The organism is Candidatus Aenigmatarchaeota archaeon (assembly GCA_016932615.1).
Lineage (GTDB): Archaea > Aenigmatarchaeota > Aenigmatarchaeia > QMZS01 > QMZS01 > JAFGCN01.
The window spans coordinates 22188-39869 of the sequence record JAFGCN010000003.1 but is presented as its reverse complement, the minus strand read 5'-3'; the positions used below and the strand labels follow the sequence as shown (position 1 = coordinate 39869).

The following is a 17682-nucleotide window of genomic DNA, read 5'->3' as shown; positions in this document are numbered from 1 at the left end:
TTAAGAAAACCTTTAGAGGCCTGAATCTAAGGGCTCGCCCATAAATTCTTTATGCAAAACTCCCTCTCTTGGGAAACATTTCCATCAAAGCCATCGGGAGACACATTCAAGATTTCATCACAGCACAAAAAGCTGGGCTCTCCGACAATGTTCTGCACAGGGCGGCAGTCATGATTAAGAGTGAAATTTGCGCCATCCATCCTTCCACTGCCATTGCACAAAATGCCCCCGTCCGGTTTCAGGATGCACACGTCATCAAAACTAAAGTTTCCTTCCGGAGTGGAAAGGTCAACCTTAAACCCGACCCCATTCTCCAAGGGCCTGAGGCTGAAGTTGCCTGCATTCAAGCCCTCTGGAGTGAGCACTTTACCTGACGCACTAAATACACCAGAAGTTTCATTCAGAGCGCCTTTTCCCTCAAAAGAGTAGCTAACTCCAGTGGGAAGCTTTAGCCCTCCTGAAACTTCAGCCCCGCCCAGAATATTCTTAACTGAAATGTTGCCTGAGTAATCAGCTGTGCCTAGTGAAGAGCAGTTTGTTCCGTCGGGGGCGCAGACATTCTGGCCAAAGGTCAGCTTTGCTTCTGCTCCAAATACATTCTGCATAAATGGCATGTCTCCCGTCAAAGGAAGGCCATTTAGGTCAAAGTAAGCGCCTTCAAGACCGATTGCAGGTGCCAAAGAGCCGTCGCCATTGTAACCTATTGCTGAAGGGTCTGTATAATTAAATCCATCAAGTCCGGCAGCATGCGCGGTTTGACTAAGTGAAAGTGCCCCAAAAAAGCCCAACTCAAACGCCCTGCGCTTTGTAAGCTTTACGCCGCGAGGCAGAAGAAGCCCTCTCGCATCTGGAGCAAGGCTTTCATAAGTGCCTCCAAAATACTTTGCCAAATCACCCAGCACCACATCATTATGTGGACTTCCAAAACCAAGAGCCCGATTTAGGTACGCCATAAAAATAAGAGCCAGAGATATATAAATCATACAAAAAAGACTTGACGATTGCAATGCCCATATTCTACCTCCAAACTTCACTTCCCAAGATACATCTCAAGCGTAGCCAGTGCCTGATTAAGCTCCGATGCGCTCAAAAACTCCGCCCCAAAATCTGCCGGCTTTTTCACTCTGGGCGCCATTGCCTCCACCCCAAGAACTTCCAAGGTGTCCGCTTCAGCTATCGACAATGGAAACTGCCCCGAAAATACCTCTTCAGATGGTCTGCCCCCGGCTATTTTTGCCTCCCACCAGGGAGCAGTGTACGACAGGAGAAGTCTATTTTTATCAAACACCTCAACTCTAAGGCGATCTCCCTCGACAAGAATGCAGTTTCCTTTCCACGCCACTTCAAAAGAAGGAGACTCGCCAATCCGGGTTCGAAGAGAATAGCCCTCCGGGCGGGCGTAAAATATTTCGCTTCCTGTGTTGCACTTCAGGTAGGGATTCGGCTCGAGAGACCTGAGCACCTCCGTTCCGCCAAAGAAATAGCCCAGCCGCTCTGGGCTTCCCTCGCGCAAAAAAAATGAGTAGGGCCCCGCTTTGAAGTTTCCGCCTGCTTCGAGTGCAAACCCTCCAGCCCTCTTCGCCAGGCCGTCCATTTCCCACCACCGATCCTTCCAGGTTCGAATCATATTTCCACTATTGAACTAGCAGAGTTATCTCTAAATTCCCCAAGAGAAGCAGATTTCCCAAAGAACACAAAACAAACACAATCGCATTTCAGAAATATTTCTTAAAAATTACACGCCCGATTTCTTCTTCCTTCGGGCGGCCCGGCTGACCGAAACATCTATTGTCTCAGAAGCAATCCTGACATTTTTCGATTTTTTAATCGCCTCCAGGATTAGCTGGCTCAGATAGCTGTTTGTAGCGCGCCTCCTTCTTGTTTCAGTAATGTACCTCACCCCCAGCTCAATCCAGTTGTCGGTAAGCTTGACAAAAACCGACGGCTCCGTCGCTTTCGCCTCAAGGTAGTATTTTTCCTCAAGCTTCGAAATCTCCTTGTTCGCCCTTCCCACGGCCTGCTTCGTCTCACGGGAAACAAGAGAAAGCAGTATTTTCTGGGCTTCCTTGCAGTCGCTGTCATAGGTAATCGGGAGAGTAATCTCATCCCATATGAACTCATGGTCTTTCGTGTAGTTGTCAAGCCCCTGGGAAAGGACCGCATTGTTTGGTACGATAATCAGCCGCCCTGATGGCTGGTCTCCCTTTATCCACCCGCCGGTTTCAAGAAGAGTGGTATAGAAAAGCCCAATATCCATCACATCTCCTGTGCGGGAGTTTATGGAAATCCGGTCTCCGACCCGGAAGGGCTTGGCAACGAATATGAATATCCCGCCAGCTACGCTCTTGAAAACGTCCTGAAGAGCTATTGCCGCGCCGGCACCGATAATGCCGTAAGCTATTAGGACAGAAAACGGGTCTTCAACCCATATCAGGATGAGAAGCGCGGACAGCACAAGAAGGTGAATGGCTGAAAGAACTTTCCTGAAGGAATAAACTGCCTTCTTGTCGGCAAGCCGCTTTTTGGCGGAAGAGTAGATAAATATGCTGAAAAACCCATAGGTTACCGCAAAGGCAAGAGTGCTGTAGTATAGCTTTGGAAAAAGAGGGTTTGGAAAATACTGGTTGAGTACGATTACTGATACTGCAAGAAGAAGTATCAAAGCCATCCGAACTATTCTCGGCCTCATATGTATATGAACCGGGCGGGCTATATATGCGGACCACCACTCAGGAAGTAAACAAGTGACTTTTGAACACAAAGTAGCTGAATGTGCCGATTGCGCCAATCACCAAGGCCAGAACGGGAAGGTACCAATCAAGCCCCACGAACAATACAATCCTGTCTGCAAAAAACATCTGCAAGAGTATGACCCCTCCCGAATAGACGAAGAAAAAAGCCTTCTTGACGTCACTAAGCCCCTTTACAGGAAAGACATGCCTGACATAAACCAGATAGTTATAAAACGTGTTGATTATGTTTCCTATTAAAAAGGCAACAAGGTAACTTTCACGCCCAAGAAAAAATTCCGCCAGCGCAAAGGTAGCTCCCAGGTTAAGCAAAAAGCCAATCATGCCCAGAAGGTTATATTTTATGAACTGGGCTCCAAAGTAGCAGAATATGCCGTCTCTTATCCGGTCTTTTATGCTCAGGCTTCCCCTTACCATAATCATAACCCCTCAACCTTTCGAGAAACCATCAGCCAGCCACACCCAACACAACAGATTCTACCAGAGATTCCAAGCCACCAAACCCAAGCCCGGCTACAAAGATTCCCACAAGGACGCCCAGAATTGCACCGGCAAGAATGTCACTTGGGTGATGCTTTTTAAGCCAGTGCCTGCTCAAAAAAACCGCCAAAGCGGTCCCAAGAAAGATTAAGGAAACCAGCCCCGGGCCGTAAAAAAGGTAGAACAGGCAGAAAATCGCAGAGACCCTCATCGAGTGGAGACTTGGAAAGGAGGATGCCTCAACCTTCTCGATTATGTTCGAGTAAGCCAGTTTTTTGGGCCTGTCCCGAAAGTGTGCAAGCCGCAGCACCAAAGTAACTGCATATGTAAGAATGAAAGAAGCAAAAAGCTGAAGAGAGAGAATTATTTCGCCCAAGGCAAACATGAAGCAAATAAGGAACAAGTGAAAGAACATCCCGCCAAAGCTTGTCACCTGCTCAAGAATCTCGTTTACATAGTGGTCCAGGTGCCGCATCCACTTCATAATACATAAAGCCCCAAAAAAAGACCTATGCCAAAAAGAACGGCGCTTGCAAGAAACCCTCTGTCAAGAAAAGCCCTTTCAAGCTCCCTTGAAGCAGGGTGGCCGATTTTTGCAAGGTAGTAGAACCTGAAAAGTGCATATAGGAGGAATGGATATAGGAAGAGCAAGAACAGGCGCTCGGTAAAAAATGCGTAAAGCCCGTAGAGGATTATCAGGCAACTCATGAAAACCTGCATGAGGTCCCGCACGATTTCGATATCGTAAACCGCCAGGACCGGCTTATGTTTTGGCGCCTTCTTGCCAAGGAACAGGAGTTCTCCCTGCCTCTTTCCAAGCACCAGATAAAATGACAGGAAAAACAGGGACAGGAAAAACCAGGGGCTAAGCGCCACCCCAATAATCAGAACGCCTGCAACTGCCCTCAGGACAAAGTTAATGCCAATGAAGATTATATCCAGAAAGGCGACATGCTTGAAGTACACTGAGTAGGAAATTGTCAGGGCTGAGAAGAAGGCAAGAATCGAAAGAAATTCCAAGCCCAGAAAATACCCTGCCGACATTCCAATGGCATATAGGACAAGCGCAAAAGCGGTGCCCGCCCGTCTTGAAACCTTGCCGGAAGCAATCGGCCGGATTCTTTTCTCGGGGTTCAGCTTGTCCCTTTGAAAATCTATCGCATCATTTAGCGCGTAGTTGGCGGACGAAACCAGGCATAGTGAGACAAATCCGATAAAGCTCAAGGCCATAAGGTGAGTGTCAAACAGGTTTCCTGAAAAGAAAGCGGCAGCGAAAACAAACAAGTTCTTGTACCACTGCCTGGGTCGCATCAACCTAAGAAGATCTCCTGGCGAAGACATAATATTCACACCCATTTACTTCTTTATAGAAGACCGTGTTGAGGTAGAGCTTCAGCTTGCTTATGAAATTGTTCCGGTTCTCCTCGCAATTTATATCTGCCGGCGGGCAGAACGGCTCGCAGGTGTTGATGCGGTACTCGGATGGCTCCATAATTTCGTAGTATCTGTACATATCCGGCCCTATCCGATAGATAATCTCATGATTAAAGTCAGAGTAGGCAATCGGAACGGGGTCAGACAAAACCACAAGCCCCGAAGATTGTTTGTGGTAGTAATTCTGGTACAGGTCCTCGTCATACGGCGCAACCATATAAGTGTGGTAAGCCATGGAGCCAACGACACCCTGGAAAAGGGCAAGGAGCAGCCAGACAAGAAGTATTCCTTTCTTTGAAACGTCGCTTAGCTTGAGCCGGTCAAGCGCATAGGCAGAGACAATATAGATAAAGGGAAGCGTGGCAATCGTGTACCTCATCTCCTTTCTGCCAAGTGTCGAAAAGTAGAAGATGCTTGCAAGAGCGAAAAGGGCGCAGAGGAAGGCATATTTGTTTGTCCCCTTTCCGTCCCGGGCCAGAAACCCAAGTCCAAGAAGGAACACAAAAGAAAACACAGACTCTCCGAGAAGCCCCGCTGCATAGTACCATGCCGGATCCTGAAAAGATGCTCCAACAAGGCCGATTATCTTCACTCCCTCAATAAACCCGTGCACAGGATTTCCGTAAAGCCCGTAATTGTACATCAGGTATGGTGCCAGGGGTATGAGAAACGCAAGTCCCAGGTAAAATATATTCCTGAATAGCTCAAGCCCTTTTCTGTGCCTGAGAAACTCAAAAACCTCAAACATGGCTATGGGTAGCAGGACAAGCCCGCCTGTGAACCTTACCAGAACACCGACCCCCGCGACAAAGCCGGAAAGAATGGGATTCCGCTTCCATATATGCAGGTAAAACGCGAGCAGGACAAAGAAGAGGGAAAAGTTATCTGTGAGTATCCTCGTCCCGTAGAAGATAAATGTCGGTGAAACCGCAAGCATCAGAGCCGCCAATACTCCAACACGCTCATTGAATAATTCCCTCCCGATGAGATAGACAAGGTAAACCGAAGACGCGCTTAAGATAAGCGCAAGAACCTTACCAAAAACAATCGAGTCTATTCCGTTAGACCAGGCAAAGCCGAGAATGACTGGTAGAAGGGGGGGCCGGAAATCCTCAAAAAGCCCTAGTTGCTCGTTTGAATAGAAATACTTCCCCATACCCACGTAAATCGCCTCGTCCCAAAAAACAAACCCGCCCATCGAGGCAATCCGCAGCATCAGCACCACTGCCAGGAAAACCGCATAAATTGCGTAAGTCCTCGGGATTATCCGCTTAGAGACAAAAACATATTTTTTAAACATGAAAAAGCTGATAAGGGAAAACGCAAGGATCACCGAAGCGATTCCAAAAATATAATAGTCCAGCCCCAGGAAATCCACGACAATTTTGCTTGAAAAAATCTGCCCAAAAACGGAAGTTATGCTGAATATGAAGAAAAAATTGCGGTTTTCACCGGAAATCTGCCCGCTCCTGAACACAAAGCGGGAATAAAAAATGAAATTGTAGATTAAGTTTACGCAGGTTCCGATGGCAAATGCCTGCAGGTAGAGCTGCCGCCCAAGGAAGAACTCTGAGAGGGCAAATGTAATTGCAAGGTTAATCAGGACTCCAAAACCGCCTACAATCAGGTAAGTAAGGTACTGTCCCCCTGTCTTGACTTCCCGCGGGATTTCCTCATATTTACTGGAACTCTCCTTCTTTTTCCTCATCCTCCGGGTCGAAAGCCCTTCCTTCATAGATAACCTTCCGGCAAAATCGTATATTACTGCATTTGGAGGGTGTTTTTCCGCCAAAAAAGGTCACTTAAAAAAGCAACGGCTAATTAAGTTATAGCCCCGTGGTGTAGCGGCCAAGCATATGAGACTCTGGATCTCATGACCCAGGTTCGAAGAAATCCCTTTCTTTAAGAAAGAAAGGTCTTACAACCCCAAAGAAAAAAATTCGAATCTCCTGGCGGGGCTATGTTTTTAAATTACTGAAATCCTAAAGCGAATACTCCCAAATCCTCTTCTCCTTGGGCGTCTTTGCGTCAGACACTTCCCCGGCAACGTCTTTCAGGAAAATTTCCTTGACAACCTTGGGGTCGTTTCCAAAGTTCCCGATAATCCACATAAGCTTGGTCATGGCAGTCTCGCTTATCATGTCGTGGCCTGGAATTGCCCCAGCTTCAAGTGCCTTCCGTCCGGTCTCGTACAGGTACATCCAGGAAGAGCCGATGGCGCACTGGGTTGAAACAACCACAGGGACTCCTTTTTTGACAGCAGAGCCGATTTCCTCAACAAGCGAATTTTTTTCTATAGGGACGTTTCCGGCGCCAAAGCCCTCAATTACAAGACCCTTGTAGCCAAGGTCAACGTAACTTTGGATAATTTTCGGGTCCATACCTGGCGTCAGCTTTATGATGCAGACTTTTTCCTCCAGCTTTCCGAAAAACTTCGTTTCCTCACCTTTCCTCAGGTGCTCGCCAGTAAGCCGAATATCATGCTCAATAACACCAAGAGGAAGCATCCCAATGCTTTCAAATGCCTCGAACTCCACTTCCCTGAACTTCTTTGCCCTGTTGCCACGAAGAATCTTGCTGTTGAATACAATAACCATCTCGCAAATATCAGTTTCGCTTGCAACCCTTATGGCATCCATCAGGTTTCTCCTGGCGTCCGAGCCGGTCTTATGGGGCGGAACCTGAGATCCGGTAAGGACAACCGGGATTTTAAGCCCCTGGACCAGAAAAGAAAGGGCTGAAGCGGTATAGTGCATGGTGTCAGTCCCATGCGTTATGACAATTCCATCATATTTGCCGCAGTTTTTCCTGATAATTTTAGCCATTTCCAGCCACTCTTGCGGCTGGATGTTTGAAGAGTCTGTATGAAACAAGTCGAGAGTTGTAACTTCTGCCAAGTCCCTTATTTCCGGCGCAAACTCTAGCAGGTCGGCTTCCGAAAAGCACCCCGGCTTCCAGCTTCCATTGACCATCTTTGCGGTTACTGTCCCTCCAGTTCCAATCAACAGAATCTTCTTCTTTCCCATAGTTTTATAGCTCTTTGCTTAATAAATCGGCTCCGCCCCCGACCGGAGCAGTTTTACAAATGCCTTAGCTTCATCTGGGAACAGGGTGAAAAACTGGCCGTGGGGCATGCCGTTAAGAGCCCTCCAGGGTTCTCCGGCTTTTCTAAAATAACCATTGCCAAGCTCGTAATATGCGCCGTCCAGCGCCCCAAGTATCCCCTTGTCCTGTATTCCTGTAGCCCTTATCCTCCCCTGAAGATTGTGCTCCTCCGGAAAGTCAGAATCATATATGAAAATGCCTCGGGCATTGTCCATCCTTTCAAGAACTGCCTGTTTGTTGTACCACCCAAGAGCATCCCAAAGCTGGTTTGAAAAGCCATAAACCTCAGAATAAAGGTCAGGGTCCGTCAGGAAGGCATCCCGAACTGAACTTGAGTTTGGCCTTTTTGGAACATCCAAAACCCCACCATATTCTACAGGTCCGCTTAAAAGCACCCGATTAATTGCCTCCTCAAGAAAGAATATATGCGCCCTTGTTTTTTCCCGGTTCCACACAGAGCTTCCAAGTTCAAGAAAAGACTGGGGCGGCTCATCGATTCCAAGAGGGCGCCCGCCATTCAGAAGCAGGTTTCTTGCAGGGCCTTCCCTGAAAAGCCCGTCTTCAAGCTCCAGAACCAATTTATGGACACTCTTCACTTTTTCAAGGTCTCCTTCACTAATATTTGGCAAATACACACCCCACTCTAAGTCAGACATACACTACTTAGGAAAAATTTAAAATCCCTGCCAACTGCACGAAAAACTCCTCTTTGCGGCAAATGCCTATTCAGGGGTAATACCGCCAAAAGTACTGATTAAATAGGGGTTAGGCGAAGGTATCAAATGAAAGGCAAAATATATTTGGCAACAATCTTGACGGCATTGGTCGCAATGTTTGCATTAGTCGCCGCAGAGTCTGACAACTCCGCAGAGGTTGACAAAGACTTTTTCTGCCCTATCTTCCTGGAAGGCCACATTTGGGCGCCTCTCGCAGTCACCTGGGACAGCCAGTCAGTTGACGTCAACAATAAAAATGGCATCTATAAATTAACCTGCAAAGGGCAGCTGCTTTGGTTCTGGGAACCTCCTGACAAGGCATACATCACCGAATATGAAAGCAAGTGGCTTGGCTCCTGCAGGGAAGTAATTACTCCAAGCGGGAATGTGATGCTAACCTGCCACAAGAATCCAAGCACTGAATAATCAAAAAATCCAATGAAAAATCCTCTTTATTTTTTACTTTTTAAACTCCCTATCTTAACTAGTCAGAAAAGTCAGCCCCAACAGAATAGCCCTTCTTTTCAGCCCATTTTTTGAGCGTCCCAAACTCCTCTTCAAGCGAGCGCTTTTTCATCAGGCAAAGCGAGCAGTCTTTGCCGCCAGACGAGCCGAAAACAACTTCTCCAACAATTCCCAAAACCTCGCCCCTGCAAAGCGTGTGGACGATTTTTCCATTTTCGCCCTGAATTCCTATATGAACCTTTCCGGTAGTGTCTGGTTCGCTTTTGAAGCGGACAATCTTTACGCTTTTCCCCATAAGTATTATATCGGTAGGGTATACCACAAGCGCCCCTTTAAAAGCATTTCTGCGCTTTCTTAGTTATGGAAAACAGCTGGATTGGCGGAAGATTTATATTTGACCCAGCAAAATACCGGCAGTTCAGGAGAAAGTACGGAATCGTCATAAAGGCCGTAATCATCGCAGCGGCTATCGCAGGGCTGAAATATTATGTCGACCTGATGGGGCTTTCAATAATCCCCATGAACAGCCTCATCACCTCACTTGTCGGCGGGATTTTCTTCATAATGGGTATTCTCTTTGCCGGGGCAATCGCGGACTACAAGGAGTCCGAAAAAGTGCCCGGCGAGCTTTCAGCTTCAATCAAAAGCATGTACTCTGACACAAAAGTGATTCCAATGGCCAAAAAAGACCAGAAGCTTCTTGCCGAAATGAGAGTGAATATCGTGGCGCTTCTCTCCACAATAAACTCGAACTTTCGAAGAAACGTCTGGAAGCTTAAGGAGATAAGCCAGGCAATAGACATGGTAACAGACAACATCCGCGTCCTCGCCGAAAAGGGCGTCACTCCCGGCTACCTTACCAAGTTCCGCTCAGAGCTTACCTCTATCGACAGGATTTGCCACAGGGTTGACACGATAACTGAAACGACCTTCCTTCCAGCGGCGTACACTATCGCCCAGGTCGCGATAATCTCCATCCTATCGCTTCTTCTTTTTGTGGACTTTAACATTACCTTTGGAGCGCCAATAATCCTTGGAGTCGCAGCGGCAATCCTGGTAAGCTTGGTGTTCCTCATTAACGACGTTGACAGCCCTTTTGAGGTAAACCAGAACAGCTACGCTGACGTTGACCTGAGCCTGCTTTTTAGTTTGGAGGAGTACATGAAAAGCATCACTCCGGGGGTAAAAGCACTTAAATAGCTATTTATATCTTGTAAGTAATGAAAGAAGTAAAAATTTTGTATGAAGTGTCTCCAGACATCAAAAGCAGTTTTCAAACTTCGCGTTTAATGGAGTCCATTTGCCAAAAAATAGCTCCCCGATACGGGATTGAATTAAAATTGGACCTCTGTGACCCTTTTGAAACCTCAGGCCTGCTGGAAAGAAATACCTATGATGCCCTGATAATGCACCTCGGACAAGGTGGTGCAGGAACCTATAAATTTGCTGACAGCTTGAGAGGAACCCGGATGCTAGTCGTTGCGGAATCTTCTCAGGCCGATGGGGCAGGAGGAGTCAAAGGAGACGAAGTAAGGGCGCACTTTGATGCATTCATACTTCCAATATCTGGGCATAATGGGTATTCACTTGAACGTCTCCTTGAGAGAAAACTTCTTCCCTGGACTAAGGAAGAATATCCACCCCAATTATGAAAAACCCTGTCAAAAAAGACCTCCGGTCCTTTGCAAATCCCACAAAAGCAAAAGATATGCAAAGGTTTTTCAAGACCGGCCCCGGAGAGTATGGGGAAGGCGACATTTTCTTAGGGCTTACTTCAGAGCAATTGAAAGGCGTTGCAAAGAAGCATTCTGGTGCGGGCTTTGAAGTGCTGCAAACTCTGCTTAATTCCAAAATCCACGAGGAGCGGTCCTGCGCTCTGGTGATACTTGTGGGCCAGTACCAAAAATCCAAAAAAGACCTCTCAAAAAGGGAGGAAATTTTCGAGTTCTACCTAAAAAACGCGCATCTTGGAAACATCAACAACTGGGACCTGGTGGACATATCAGCCCCGAAAATTGTCGGGGACTGGCTTCTTGACAAAGACAGGAAAATTCTCTACACTCTTGCAGAATCTAAAAACCTGTGGGAAAGGAGAATTTCGATAATCTCGACTTTTGCGTTTATCAGAGAGGGAGAATTTGATGACGCCCTGAACATTTCAGAAATGCTTATTAAGGACAGGCACGACCTCATTCACAAAGCTGTCGGCTGGATGCTTAGGGAAATCGGAAAAAAAGACGAAAGGGCGCTTGAAGAATTTCTGGAGAAGCACTGTCGCGAGATGCCAAGAACAATGCTAAGGTATTCTATTGAGAAGATGGATAAAGCCAAGAAAGAAAAATACATGAAAAAATAGAAAAATAAAATTGCCTGGACCTAGACGTAGGTTGGAACCGGGTGCGGAACTCTCCACCAAGGAGAAGGAAGGCGTGCAATCCCATCGAAGAGGGCTTTTGCAAACGGCACAACTACCGAAGCACCCTGCTGGATTAACCATGGCGCAAGAGCCACAGTCACATAGATAGGCATATCTTCCCACTTACCGCACCACCCTACCGGAGCCTTTAGCGTGGGCCAACTTGTTGCAGACTTTTTGTATTGTATGTAAAAATCTCCTATACAGTGCCTGCCGTCCTTGGGGTTGTCATACATACTAAATCCAACCCTACCAAAATAGGTGTCTGAGGTTGTGCAGTATGCCCCTGTCCATAAATACCCCACCATGTCCACGCGGTTTATCTTTGTAAGGGTATTTGCCGGGAAAGTTCCGTACAAATAAATCCTGTTCGAGTAGCTCTTACCGATGGTTGCTAGGTACACCCTTGAGCCATCAGTCTTTGCCGGAGGGTAACATGTAGCTGCAAACACTTGTGCCGGAAACATCAATAGAAACATCGCTGCAATCACTATCCCTAAAATCTTTTGTCTAGTCATTTTTCTTTTCCTCTTGCCCTTTCGGGCTATTGTATCGCTTTATAACTGGAATTTCACTTCCCTATATATCTATTTTGCCTATCGCGGTGCACGCAATAGGGCACTGACGTAAGAAGCGTCAACCGCCTTCGCCGTAATCTACGGCGATAAAAGCAACGCCGTAACTGGCGGTGACAAAAGCGTTGTCGCAATGGGCGGCGACAAAAAAACCGCCGCAATGGGCGGCGACAAAGATTATATATAGCTTCAGATAGTGATACTCATGGTACTATGGAGATAAGTTTCTTGGGTAATTTTGGCATAACTAAGACGGAAGCAAAGGTCTACCTGCAGATAACAAGATTTGGGGAAACAGGAATAGGGCCGATAATAAAAAGCACGGGGCTTCACAGAGGGACTGTATACAACTCCATAAATGTCCTTGTTGACAAGGGATTTGTAAGTTTCATAGACCGAGAGGGTGTCAGGTACTACAAGATTACCGGCCAGAAGATTTTCAAGAGCATTCTGGAGGAAAAGAAGCATGAGGCAGAAAAGAGAGAACTTGAAGTCAATGACTTTTTCAAAAAAATAGCTGACTTTCAAAGCAAGCCCGGAGAAAATGAAGTTTCGGTCTACTACGGCTCGGGCGCTTTTAAGACATCTCTCCTGTCAATGTTCAGTTTCTGCACAGAAAATGACTGCGAATGCCTGTTCTTGGGAGATGGAAGGGAAATAGCAGACACTATAGGCGAAGGTTTTTACCGGTACACGCAGAAGCTGAAAAAGAAAATGGGGGTCCAATCAAGAATTCTTCTGGACATAAACCACAAAGAACACCCCCACCACAAGCTCCTTCATGGAAAAATCGCATACCTTTCAAGCAAAATTTACAGCCCAGTCAACTTCTGGATATATGGAAATACGGTGATGCTGGTGTTGTTCAAGGCAAATCCTCTCACGACAATAAAAATGAAGAGCAAGAACCTGGCGGACTGGTTCAGAAACTACTTTGAGTGCCTGTGGGACGCATCAGAGAGGCAGGATTGCCATTATCTCGAAAAGCTCAGGCAGTAGTGCATAGCCAGCAAAGGTCCAACATACCACAGTGAGGCAGTTCTCTCGATTAAAACTCCGGCTCGATTCCAAGCCGCCTGAGCTCGTTTCTTCTTGAAACCAGCTGCGCCTCCTCAAGGTCGATTCCATAGTGGTCTGCAATCCTGACAATACAGCAGATTACATCCGACAGCTCATCAGCAAGCTCTGCCTTGCCTGTGCGGTAAAACGGGTCGTCATCCCGGCCCTTGAGATAATACCCTTCAGCCACCATAATCCTCCTCGCGACGTCGCCAACCTGCTTGGTAAGCTCTATTGCGCTTGCTTCCACGCTCCACTTCCTCTGCTCGATTTTCTCAAATTCCTTTATAACCCTCCTTGAAATTTCAACCAGCTCCTTGAAGGTGTAATCCTGAGGATGTGGCATAATATTACATGCCTTATGTATAATTAAGCCAATTTAAGAATGAACGGGCAAAACCGTAAAGACATTCGCCCCGGCCTGACCGTGGACATTATTCTGAAAAAAGACCAGAAAACGGGAAAGCTGACGCGCGGGGTTGTAAAAGACCTGCTGACAAGCGCCCCCTTTCACTCCAGGGGCATAAAGGTGCGCCTGCAGGACGGGCAAATCGGGAGAGTGCAAATGGTAATTGATTCCCGATGATTGGCTAGTATATGTTTACGGGCAACTGGAAGTATGGAATACGTGTGCCGGATGGGGACTCTCAACGAAAAAAATCATTTGAGATATAAGGATTTACCTTCAGGCTTAGAAGGAATTCAAAATGGGTCTTACTGTGCACATCAGCGCTCCTGGGTTCAAGCCTCACAAATTGCCAAAAAGAATGGCTGGACCCACGTATGGCTTGAGCCAATTGAAGGTTTTGAGATAGAACGTGTGGGTCCCGGCGCAATTCTGCCAAATGGGCTTAGCACCCGAAGGTGCAAGCTGGTAGGCCTGGAGACCCGCAAGCTTTACACCTATACGGACGTTCCGGAAGGGACTGAACTTTATTTCTGGCTTAATCCAACACTTTAGGAAAGCGCAATCAAAACAACCCCCAGAAGCATTATGAGCGCGCCCAAAAGCCGTTCTCTTATATTCTTTTCCCTGAAGATGAAAAAGCCGAAAATGACGCCCAAAACTATGCTAAACCGCTTTATGGCGCTGACGTAAGAAGCGAAAATCAGCCCAAGGGCGGCGGACTGGAAGATTGTCGTAAGCGCGCCCACAAGCCCAATTAGAAAGAAGCTTCCCATATGAGGGCTTATTTGCCGGATACTTTTCTTCGAGTGGAAAGCCATCAGGAGATTCATCCCAATAGCGATAAAGCCAAGGGCGGCGGCAGACCAGAAAATGGGGGAAGAATTCAAGACCCCGACCTTGTCAAAGATTGTGCTTACGCTCCAAAGCATCGTTACAGCCAGCATCATCCTTGCTCCCCGATCTTTCAGAAGCGCTTTAAGCGGCTCCAGAACGCCCCTCGAGTGGCATTTTATATGCAGGAAGTACGAGCCAAAAACTATGAGGAGGACGCCAAATACTCCCAAAGGCCCTGGAACTTCCCCCAGAATAAAAGGCGAGAGAATAAGAACAAAAAGCGGCGCAAATGCCTGCATCGGGGAAACTACAGACAGGTCCGAGCATTTGAGGGCTTTCATCTGAAGAAGGATTGTCACGATATTTATGCCGCCGCTTATCAGGAGGGCAGGAACAAACGCAGGCCCGATTTCGGGAATGCCATAGTACCAAAGAAGCGGCAAAGTCACAAGAAACGAACAGAACACGACACCAGAGCCGACAGCATATTCGTCGACCTCTTTTAAAATCTTCTTGTTCAAAACCTCTCCAGTTGATTTGAAGAGCGCTGCAAGGAAGGCAAAAATAAAGCCAAGCATAAGATTCAAGACAACTTTCTAAGAAAAGGCGATTACGATAACTCCAAGGACCCGGATTAGTGTGCCGATTGAGCGGTCCTGAACATTCTTCTCAGATTAGTGGAGGCTGGTTTTGTCTCAATATCTACCCGTCCATTTCAGGACATTCCCAAAAAACTGTGCGTGGCCAAAACCTAACTCTGCCTCCCTTGCGCCCTCAGCGGTAATCTTAAGTCTCCCTTCACTAAGCCTTTGCTCATAATCAACGCCACCCCAATGAGGCGAAATATCGGTAGCAACGACACCAATATTTCCCTTACCATAGCTACTTAAAACGAGGAAGGGATACCGAGGGCCATATTCCTTAATAGAAAGATTGCCCTTCTCATAGGTTGTTATTGTATCAACTACGTTTAACAAAACCTCTGAGCCAGGCTTTGCCGTAAATTTATTGAAGCCTCCCACACAAGGAGGCCTTTTCCAATCGATTCCTTCGTAAATCGGATGCTCCTTTCCCTCGGGCTTCAGAACTACTGCCTTCTGGGAACTGTTTAATCTATCATCTCCTTCGAGCATCTCTACCGGTAGCAAATCTCCTATGAGACTGTCCTTCCACCCACCATAAGAGCCCGAGTTCCAACCTCCAAACACCGCAAGCCCCACACCACCATAAATTTCTTTTCCCAAAGCCTTCTGAGTCCTATCATCCATAAGTCTGGCAGGAAAATCACTAAGCACCACAAGCTTTCGACCATCGAACTGATCTTCGGTTACTTCTACATTACTTGGAACATGATCAAACGAAAGGCCATAATAGGTCATAATTGCTGCAGGAAATCTTGCCGCGGTAGTTAAATCACCATCGCCACAATACAAAATATCTCCCGATTTCTTTGAAGCAGTTTTTGACATAAATTAACTACTCAAGTGTATAAATATCAGGTGATAACGCTTAAGGATCAACATGTGGACTTGAAGAGCGCTGCAAGGAAGGCAAAAAGGAAGCCGAGCATAAGAATATTCCAGAAAGTTCCTAAAAGAACCCGCCAAGCCCCATAATACTGCTCAAGACCAAGACACAGGAGGTCAGGAGAACACGATGAAGAGTATTCCTAGCAACATGATTAGAGTCCCAAGAAGCCGCGCTTTTATATTCTTTTCCCTGAAGATGAAATAGCCAAAAACCACATTCAGGGCAATGCTAAACCTCCTTATCGAACTGACGTAAGACGCCAGCACCACTTCCAGCGCAAATGATTGAAAGACCGTGGCAAGCGCCCCGACAATCCCGATGATGCAGATAAATCCCGCCCTTTGTTTCAGCTGCCCGATGTTTTGCCTTGAACGGGATATCATAATCAGCGCAAGCCCCGCCCAGATAAGCCCTAGATTGCACACAGACCAGAGGATGGGTGATGAGTTGAGGATTCCCACCTTGGCAATAATCGTGCCAATACCCCAAAAAAACGCCACTGCAAGCATCATCTTTGCGCCCCTGTCGCTGAACAGGCTTCTGATTGGCCCTAAGAAGCCATGTGACCCATTATTGAGCTGAAGAAAATAAGAGCCGACAATCACCAGCAAAACTCCCACCAGCCCCAAAAGACTTGGCACTTCGGCAAGCAGAATAGCGGAGAGAAGAAGCACAAACAATGGAGTGAATGCTTGCATCGGGGAAACTACAGACAGGTCCGAGCATTTGAGGGCTTTCATCTGAAGAAGGATTGTCACAACATTCAGGACCGCACTTAGAAAAAGCGCCCCCCAGAAAGCACCCCCTATTTCGGGAATTCCCTGGATCCAGAGAAGGGGCAATGCTGCAATAAAGGAGCAAAAGACCACACCCGTGCCAATCACGTGCTCGTCCGAATCCTTAAGTATTTTCTTGTTCAGGACGTCCCCTGTGGACTTCATGAGGGTGGAAAGGAAGGCAAAAATAAAGCCAAGCATAACTCAATAGGGCTTACAGATTAATTAGGTGCCGCCATGCAAATTCTCCTCAGAAATTACGCCTCAAATTTAGGCAAGGTTCTTAAGACAGAAGCCGCCATCCAGTAAGGGAGGCCAAAGGGACATTCGGTGGTAACGGTTATGCCTGTTTCATGCGGAGTAAATCCTATGCAAGGCAGGTCTTCTCCAAAGCAGCTTACAGTTGGACCTCTTCTTTGAAGCTGAATAGCGTATCTTTCAAGAGCCGCAAAAACTCCTGGGGGGTCGGCTGGGTTGGCTGCATCCGGCAGGAATACATAACGGTGACCTACCTCTAGGTTCTTAGCAGGACCCAAGCGAATTGTATCCTCTGCAGTCAAGTCTTCACGTCCTGCAAATTCAGAACAGTCATAGACATTGATCCTTTTCTCTCGCATAACCTCGAGAATTTCTGGCCCGTATTTTTCAAGAAAAGAAGCTTCTCCCATAAATACAGGTAGCCAGATATTATTTGCAATGGGCTTACTGTTATGAAAGTCCAAAAAATCGCGCTGATATCCTTCTATGATGAAGAAGGCAGGATACTGCTCCAGGATCGTCGCGGCATGTCCAAATATGGCGAGGAGTGGGGCTTTTTTGGAGGGGGCATCGAGAAAGGTGAGACTCCGGAAGAGGCAATTGTCAGGGAAACCAAAGAAGAGCTCGACTATGACCTTGAAGACATTCAGTACCTTGGAAACTGCAAATCCGCTCTTGTTGATGGAAGCTGCCTCGATTGTTATATCTTCTTGAGCCCCCTTGAGGGCAAAATGAAGAACTTCCGGGTTCTGGAAGGAAATGGCATGAAATTATACAGCTTTTCCGAGATAGGAAAATTGAAGCTAATTTCAGCCGACTGGGAAGTCCCAAATCTTATATATAACGCCATTAAGGAGCAAAAGTAATCAAAATTG

At 46.9% G+C, this 17682-nt stretch carries 24 protein-coding genes and 1 tRNA gene; 9 read left to right on the top strand and 16 right to left on the bottom strand.

Going from position 1 to position 17682, the window contains the following annotated elements; all coding sequences use genetic code 11:
* Positions 1-26: 26 nt before the first annotated feature.
* The 7 genes from JW727_00515 to JW727_00485 all read right to left on the bottom strand — a co-directional run bounded on the left by JW727_00515 (position 27) and on the right by JW727_00485 (position 6399).
* The gene (locus tag JW727_00515; protein ID MBN2094507.1) at positions 27-953 is read right to left on the bottom strand and encodes a hypothetical protein; all 927 of its coding nucleotides are present in this window, start codon (positions 951-953) and stop codon (positions 27-29) included.
* 77 nt (positions 954-1030) lie between these two features.
* Positions 1031-1594 (bottom strand): hypothetical protein, encoded by a 564-nt coding sequence (locus JW727_00510; protein ID MBN2094506.1) that lies wholly within the window; start codon positions 1592-1594, stop codon positions 1031-1033.
* A 141-nt stretch (positions 1595-1735) separates the two neighbouring features.
* The gene (locus tag JW727_00505; GenBank protein MBN2094505.1) at positions 1736-2689 is read right to left on the bottom strand and encodes a mechanosensitive ion channel; all 954 of its coding nucleotides are present in this window, start codon (positions 2687-2689) and stop codon (positions 1736-1738) included.
* Between the two features lie 40 nt (positions 2690-2729).
* Positions 2730-3173: a hypothetical protein gene (locus JW727_00500; protein MBN2094504.1), complete on the bottom strand. Its 444-nt coding sequence runs from the start codon at positions 3171-3173 to the stop codon at positions 2730-2732.
* Between the two features lie 25 nt (positions 3174-3198).
* Positions 3199-3714 carry a phosphatase PAP2 family protein gene (locus JW727_00495; GenBank protein ID MBN2094503.1) on the bottom strand — a complete coding sequence of 172 codons (516 nt, stop codon included), beginning with the start codon at positions 3712-3714 and terminating at the stop codon, positions 3199-3201.
* Positions 3711-4571, bottom strand: a complete 861-nt coding sequence (locus tag JW727_00490; protein MBN2094502.1) for a UbiA prenyltransferase family protein — start codon at positions 4569-4571, stop codon at positions 3711-3713. The genes JW727_00495 and JW727_00490 overlap by 4 nt, the downstream gene beginning before the upstream one ends.
* Complete coding sequence (locus JW727_00485; GenBank protein ID MBN2094501.1) at positions 4546-6399, bottom strand: glycosyltransferase family 39 protein; 1854 nt, start codon at positions 6397-6399, stop codon at positions 4546-4548. The genes JW727_00490 and JW727_00485 overlap by 26 nt, the downstream gene beginning before the upstream one ends.
* A gap of 95 nt (positions 6400-6494) precedes the next feature.
* Here JW727_00485 and JW727_00480 point away from each other — a divergent pair.
* Positions 6495-6625: transfer RNA gene (locus tag JW727_00480), tRNA-Gln, on the top strand.
* Positions 6626-6646: 21 nt separating this feature from the next.
* Here the strand turns inward: JW727_00480 and JW727_00475 are convergent.
* Together JW727_00475 and JW727_00470 are read right to left on the bottom strand one after the other, a co-directional pair.
* Positions 6647-7690: an asparaginase gene (locus JW727_00475; protein ID MBN2094500.1), complete on the bottom strand. Its 1044-nt coding sequence runs from the start codon at positions 7688-7690 to the stop codon at positions 6647-6649.
* A gap of 18 nt (positions 7691-7708) precedes the next feature.
* Complete coding sequence (locus JW727_00470) at positions 7709-8425, bottom strand: hypothetical protein (protein ID MBN2094499.1); 717 nt, start codon at positions 8423-8425, stop codon at positions 7709-7711.
* 126 nt (positions 8426-8551) lie between these two features.
* Between JW727_00470 and JW727_00465 the strand changes: the two genes are divergently transcribed.
* On the top strand, positions 8552-8911 hold the full coding sequence (locus tag JW727_00465; protein ID MBN2094498.1) for a hypothetical protein: 360 nt from the start codon (positions 8552-8554) through the stop codon (positions 8909-8911).
* 58 nt (positions 8912-8969) lie between these two features.
* Here the strand turns inward: JW727_00465 and JW727_00460 are convergent, their stop codons facing one another.
* Complete coding sequence (locus tag JW727_00460) at positions 8970-9245, bottom strand: hypothetical protein (GenBank protein MBN2094497.1); 276 nt, start codon at positions 9243-9245, stop codon at positions 8970-8972.
* A 65-nt stretch (positions 9246-9310) separates the two neighbouring features.
* On the opposite strand from JW727_00460, the gene JW727_00455 reads away from it, so the two are divergent.
* The 3 genes from JW727_00455 to JW727_00445 are packed head-to-tail and all read left to right on the top strand — an operon-like array spanning position 9311 to position 11306.
* Positions 9311-10150, top strand: a complete 840-nt coding sequence (locus JW727_00455) for a hypothetical protein (GenBank protein MBN2094496.1) — start codon at positions 9311-9313, stop codon at positions 10148-10150.
* 20 nt (positions 10151-10170) lie between these two features.
* Complete coding sequence (locus JW727_00450; GenBank protein MBN2094495.1) at positions 10171-10602, top strand: hypothetical protein; 432 nt, start codon at positions 10171-10173, stop codon at positions 10600-10602.
* The gene (locus tag JW727_00445) at positions 10599-11306 is read left to right on the top strand and encodes a DNA alkylation repair protein (GenBank protein MBN2094494.1); all 708 of its coding nucleotides are present in this window, start codon (positions 10599-10601) and stop codon (positions 11304-11306) included. The genes JW727_00450 and JW727_00445 overlap by 4 nt, the downstream gene beginning before the upstream one ends.
* 20 nt (positions 11307-11326) lie before the next feature.
* Here JW727_00445 and JW727_00440 read toward each other — a convergent pair whose 3' ends face one another.
* Positions 11327-11884: a hypothetical protein gene (locus JW727_00440; protein MBN2094493.1), complete on the bottom strand. Its 558-nt coding sequence runs from the start codon at positions 11882-11884 to the stop codon at positions 11327-11329.
* A gap of 270 nt (positions 11885-12154) precedes the next feature.
* Between JW727_00440 and JW727_00435 the strand changes: the two genes are divergently transcribed.
* Positions 12155-12940, top strand: coding sequence for a hypothetical protein (locus tag JW727_00435; protein MBN2094492.1), 786 nt, complete (start codon positions 12155-12157; stop codon positions 12938-12940).
* A gap of 49 nt (positions 12941-12989) precedes the next feature.
* Here JW727_00435 and JW727_00430 read toward each other — a convergent pair whose 3' ends face one another.
* Positions 12990-13346 carry a hypothetical protein gene (locus JW727_00430; GenBank protein MBN2094491.1) on the bottom strand — a complete coding sequence of 119 codons (357 nt, stop codon included), beginning with the start codon at positions 13344-13346 and terminating at the stop codon, positions 12990-12992.
* A 39-nt stretch (positions 13347-13385) separates the two neighbouring features.
* Between JW727_00430 and JW727_00425 the strand changes: the two genes are divergently transcribed.
* Both JW727_00425 and JW727_00420 read left to right on the top strand, forming a co-directional pair.
* The gene (locus JW727_00425) at positions 13386-13586 is read left to right on the top strand and encodes a YwbE family protein (GenBank protein MBN2094490.1); all 201 of its coding nucleotides are present in this window, start codon (positions 13386-13388) and stop codon (positions 13584-13586) included.
* Positions 13587-13619: 33 nt separating this feature from the next.
* Positions 13620-13961, top strand: coding sequence for a hypothetical protein (locus JW727_00420; GenBank protein MBN2094489.1), 342 nt, complete (start codon positions 13620-13622; stop codon positions 13959-13961).
* Here the strand turns inward: JW727_00420 and JW727_00415 are convergent.
* From JW727_00415 to JW727_00400, 4 genes are all read right to left on the bottom strand, one after another.
* On the bottom strand, positions 13958-14821 hold the full coding sequence (locus tag JW727_00415; protein ID MBN2094488.1) for an EamA family transporter: 864 nt from the start codon (positions 14819-14821) through the stop codon (positions 13958-13960). The genes JW727_00420 and JW727_00415 overlap by 4 nt on opposite strands.
* A gap of 117 nt (positions 14822-14938) precedes the next feature.
* Positions 14939-15712 (bottom strand): hypothetical protein, encoded by a 774-nt coding sequence (locus JW727_00410; GenBank protein ID MBN2094487.1) that lies wholly within the window; start codon positions 15710-15712, stop codon positions 14939-14941.
* A gap of 174 nt (positions 15713-15886) precedes the next feature.
* A complete protein-coding gene (locus tag JW727_00405) occupies positions 15887-16750 on the bottom strand; it encodes a DMT family transporter (protein ID MBN2094486.1) in 864 nt (287 codons plus the stop codon).
* A 56-nt stretch (positions 16751-16806) separates the two neighbouring features.
* A complete protein-coding gene (locus JW727_00400; protein ID MBN2094485.1) occupies positions 16807-17217 on the bottom strand; it encodes a hypothetical protein in 411 nt (136 codons plus the stop codon).
* 42 nt (positions 17218-17259) lie between these two features.
* Between JW727_00400 and JW727_00395 the strand changes: the two genes are divergently transcribed.
* A complete protein-coding gene (locus JW727_00395) occupies positions 17260-17673 on the top strand; it encodes an NUDIX hydrolase (protein MBN2094484.1) in 414 nt (137 codons plus the stop codon).
* Positions 17674-17682 lie beyond the last annotated feature (9 nt).

What these genes read in the sequence shown, in the direction of transcription:
- JW727_00515 (MBN2094507.1), bottom strand. Translation starts at nt 953, where the DNA reads ATGGCGTACCTAAATCGGGCTCTTGGTTTTGGAAGTCCACATAATGAT.
- JW727_00510 (MBN2094506.1), bottom strand. Translation starts at nt 1,594, where the DNA reads ATGGACGGCCTGGCGAAGAGGGCTGGAGGGTTTGCACTCGAAGCAGGC.
- JW727_00505 (MBN2094505.1), bottom strand. Translation starts at nt 2,689, where the DNA reads ATGAGGCCGAGAATAGTTCGGATGGCTTTGATACTTCTTCTTGCAGTA.
- JW727_00500 (MBN2094504.1), bottom strand. Translation starts at nt 3,173, where the DNA reads ATGATTATGGTAAGGGGAAGCCTGAGCATAAAAGACCGGATAAGAGAC.
- JW727_00495 (MBN2094503.1), bottom strand. Translation starts at nt 3,714, where the DNA reads ATGAAGTGGATGCGGCACCTGGACCACTATGTAAACGAGATTCTTGAG.
- JW727_00490 (MBN2094502.1), bottom strand. Translation starts at nt 4,571, where the DNA reads ATGTCTTCGCCAGGAGATCTTCTTAGGTTGATGCGACCCAGGCAGTGG.
- JW727_00485 (MBN2094501.1), bottom strand. Translation starts at nt 6,399, where the DNA reads ATGAAGGAAGGGCTTTCGACCCGGAGGATGAGGAAAAAGAAGGAGAGT.
- JW727_00475 (MBN2094500.1), bottom strand. Translation starts at nt 7,690, where the DNA reads ATGGGAAAGAAGAAGATTCTGTTGATTGGAACTGGAGGGACAGTAACC.
- JW727_00470 (MBN2094499.1), bottom strand. Translation starts at nt 8,425, where the DNA reads ATGTCTGACTTAGAGTGGGGTGTGTATTTGCCAAATATTAGTGAAGGA.
- JW727_00465 (MBN2094498.1), top strand. Translation starts at nt 8,552, where the DNA reads ATGAAAGGCAAAATATATTTGGCAACAATCTTGACGGCATTGGTCGCA.
- JW727_00460 (MBN2094497.1), bottom strand. Translation starts at nt 9,245, where the DNA reads ATGGGGAAAAGCGTAAAGATTGTCCGCTTCAAAAGCGAACCAGACACT.
- JW727_00455 (MBN2094496.1), top strand. Translation starts at nt 9,311, where the DNA reads ATGGAAAACAGCTGGATTGGCGGAAGATTTATATTTGACCCAGCAAAA.
- JW727_00450 (MBN2094495.1), top strand. Translation starts at nt 10,171, where the DNA reads ATGAAAGAAGTAAAAATTTTGTATGAAGTGTCTCCAGACATCAAAAGC.
- JW727_00445 (MBN2094494.1), top strand. Translation starts at nt 10,599, where the DNA reads ATGAAAAACCCTGTCAAAAAAGACCTCCGGTCCTTTGCAAATCCCACA.
- JW727_00440 (MBN2094493.1), bottom strand. Translation starts at nt 11,884, where the DNA reads ATGACTAGACAAAAGATTTTAGGGATAGTGATTGCAGCGATGTTTCTA.
- JW727_00435 (MBN2094492.1), top strand. Translation starts at nt 12,155, where the DNA reads ATGGAGATAAGTTTCTTGGGTAATTTTGGCATAACTAAGACGGAAGCA.
- JW727_00430 (MBN2094491.1), bottom strand. Translation starts at nt 13,346, where the DNA reads ATGCCACATCCTCAGGATTACACCTTCAAGGAGCTGGTTGAAATTTCA.
- JW727_00425 (MBN2094490.1), top strand. Translation starts at nt 13,386, where the DNA reads ATGAACGGGCAAAACCGTAAAGACATTCGCCCCGGCCTGACCGTGGAC.
- JW727_00420 (MBN2094489.1), top strand. Translation starts at nt 13,620, where the DNA reads ATGGAATACGTGTGCCGGATGGGGACTCTCAACGAAAAAAATCATTTG.
- JW727_00415 (MBN2094488.1), bottom strand. Translation starts at nt 14,821, where the DNA reads ATGCTTGGCTTTATTTTTGCCTTCCTTGCAGCGCTCTTCAAATCAACT.
- JW727_00410 (MBN2094487.1), bottom strand. Translation starts at nt 15,712, where the DNA reads ATGTCAAAAACTGCTTCAAAGAAATCGGGAGATATTTTGTATTGTGGC.
- JW727_00405 (MBN2094486.1), bottom strand. Translation starts at nt 16,750, where the DNA reads ATGCTTGGCTTTATTTTTGCCTTCCTTTCCACCCTCATGAAGTCCACA.
- JW727_00400 (MBN2094485.1), bottom strand. Translation starts at nt 17,217, where the DNA reads ATGGGAGAAGCTTCTTTTCTTGAAAAATACGGGCCAGAAATTCTCGAG.
- JW727_00395 (MBN2094484.1), top strand. Translation starts at nt 17,260, where the DNA reads ATGAAAGTCCAAAAAATCGCGCTGATATCCTTCTATGATGAAGAAGGC.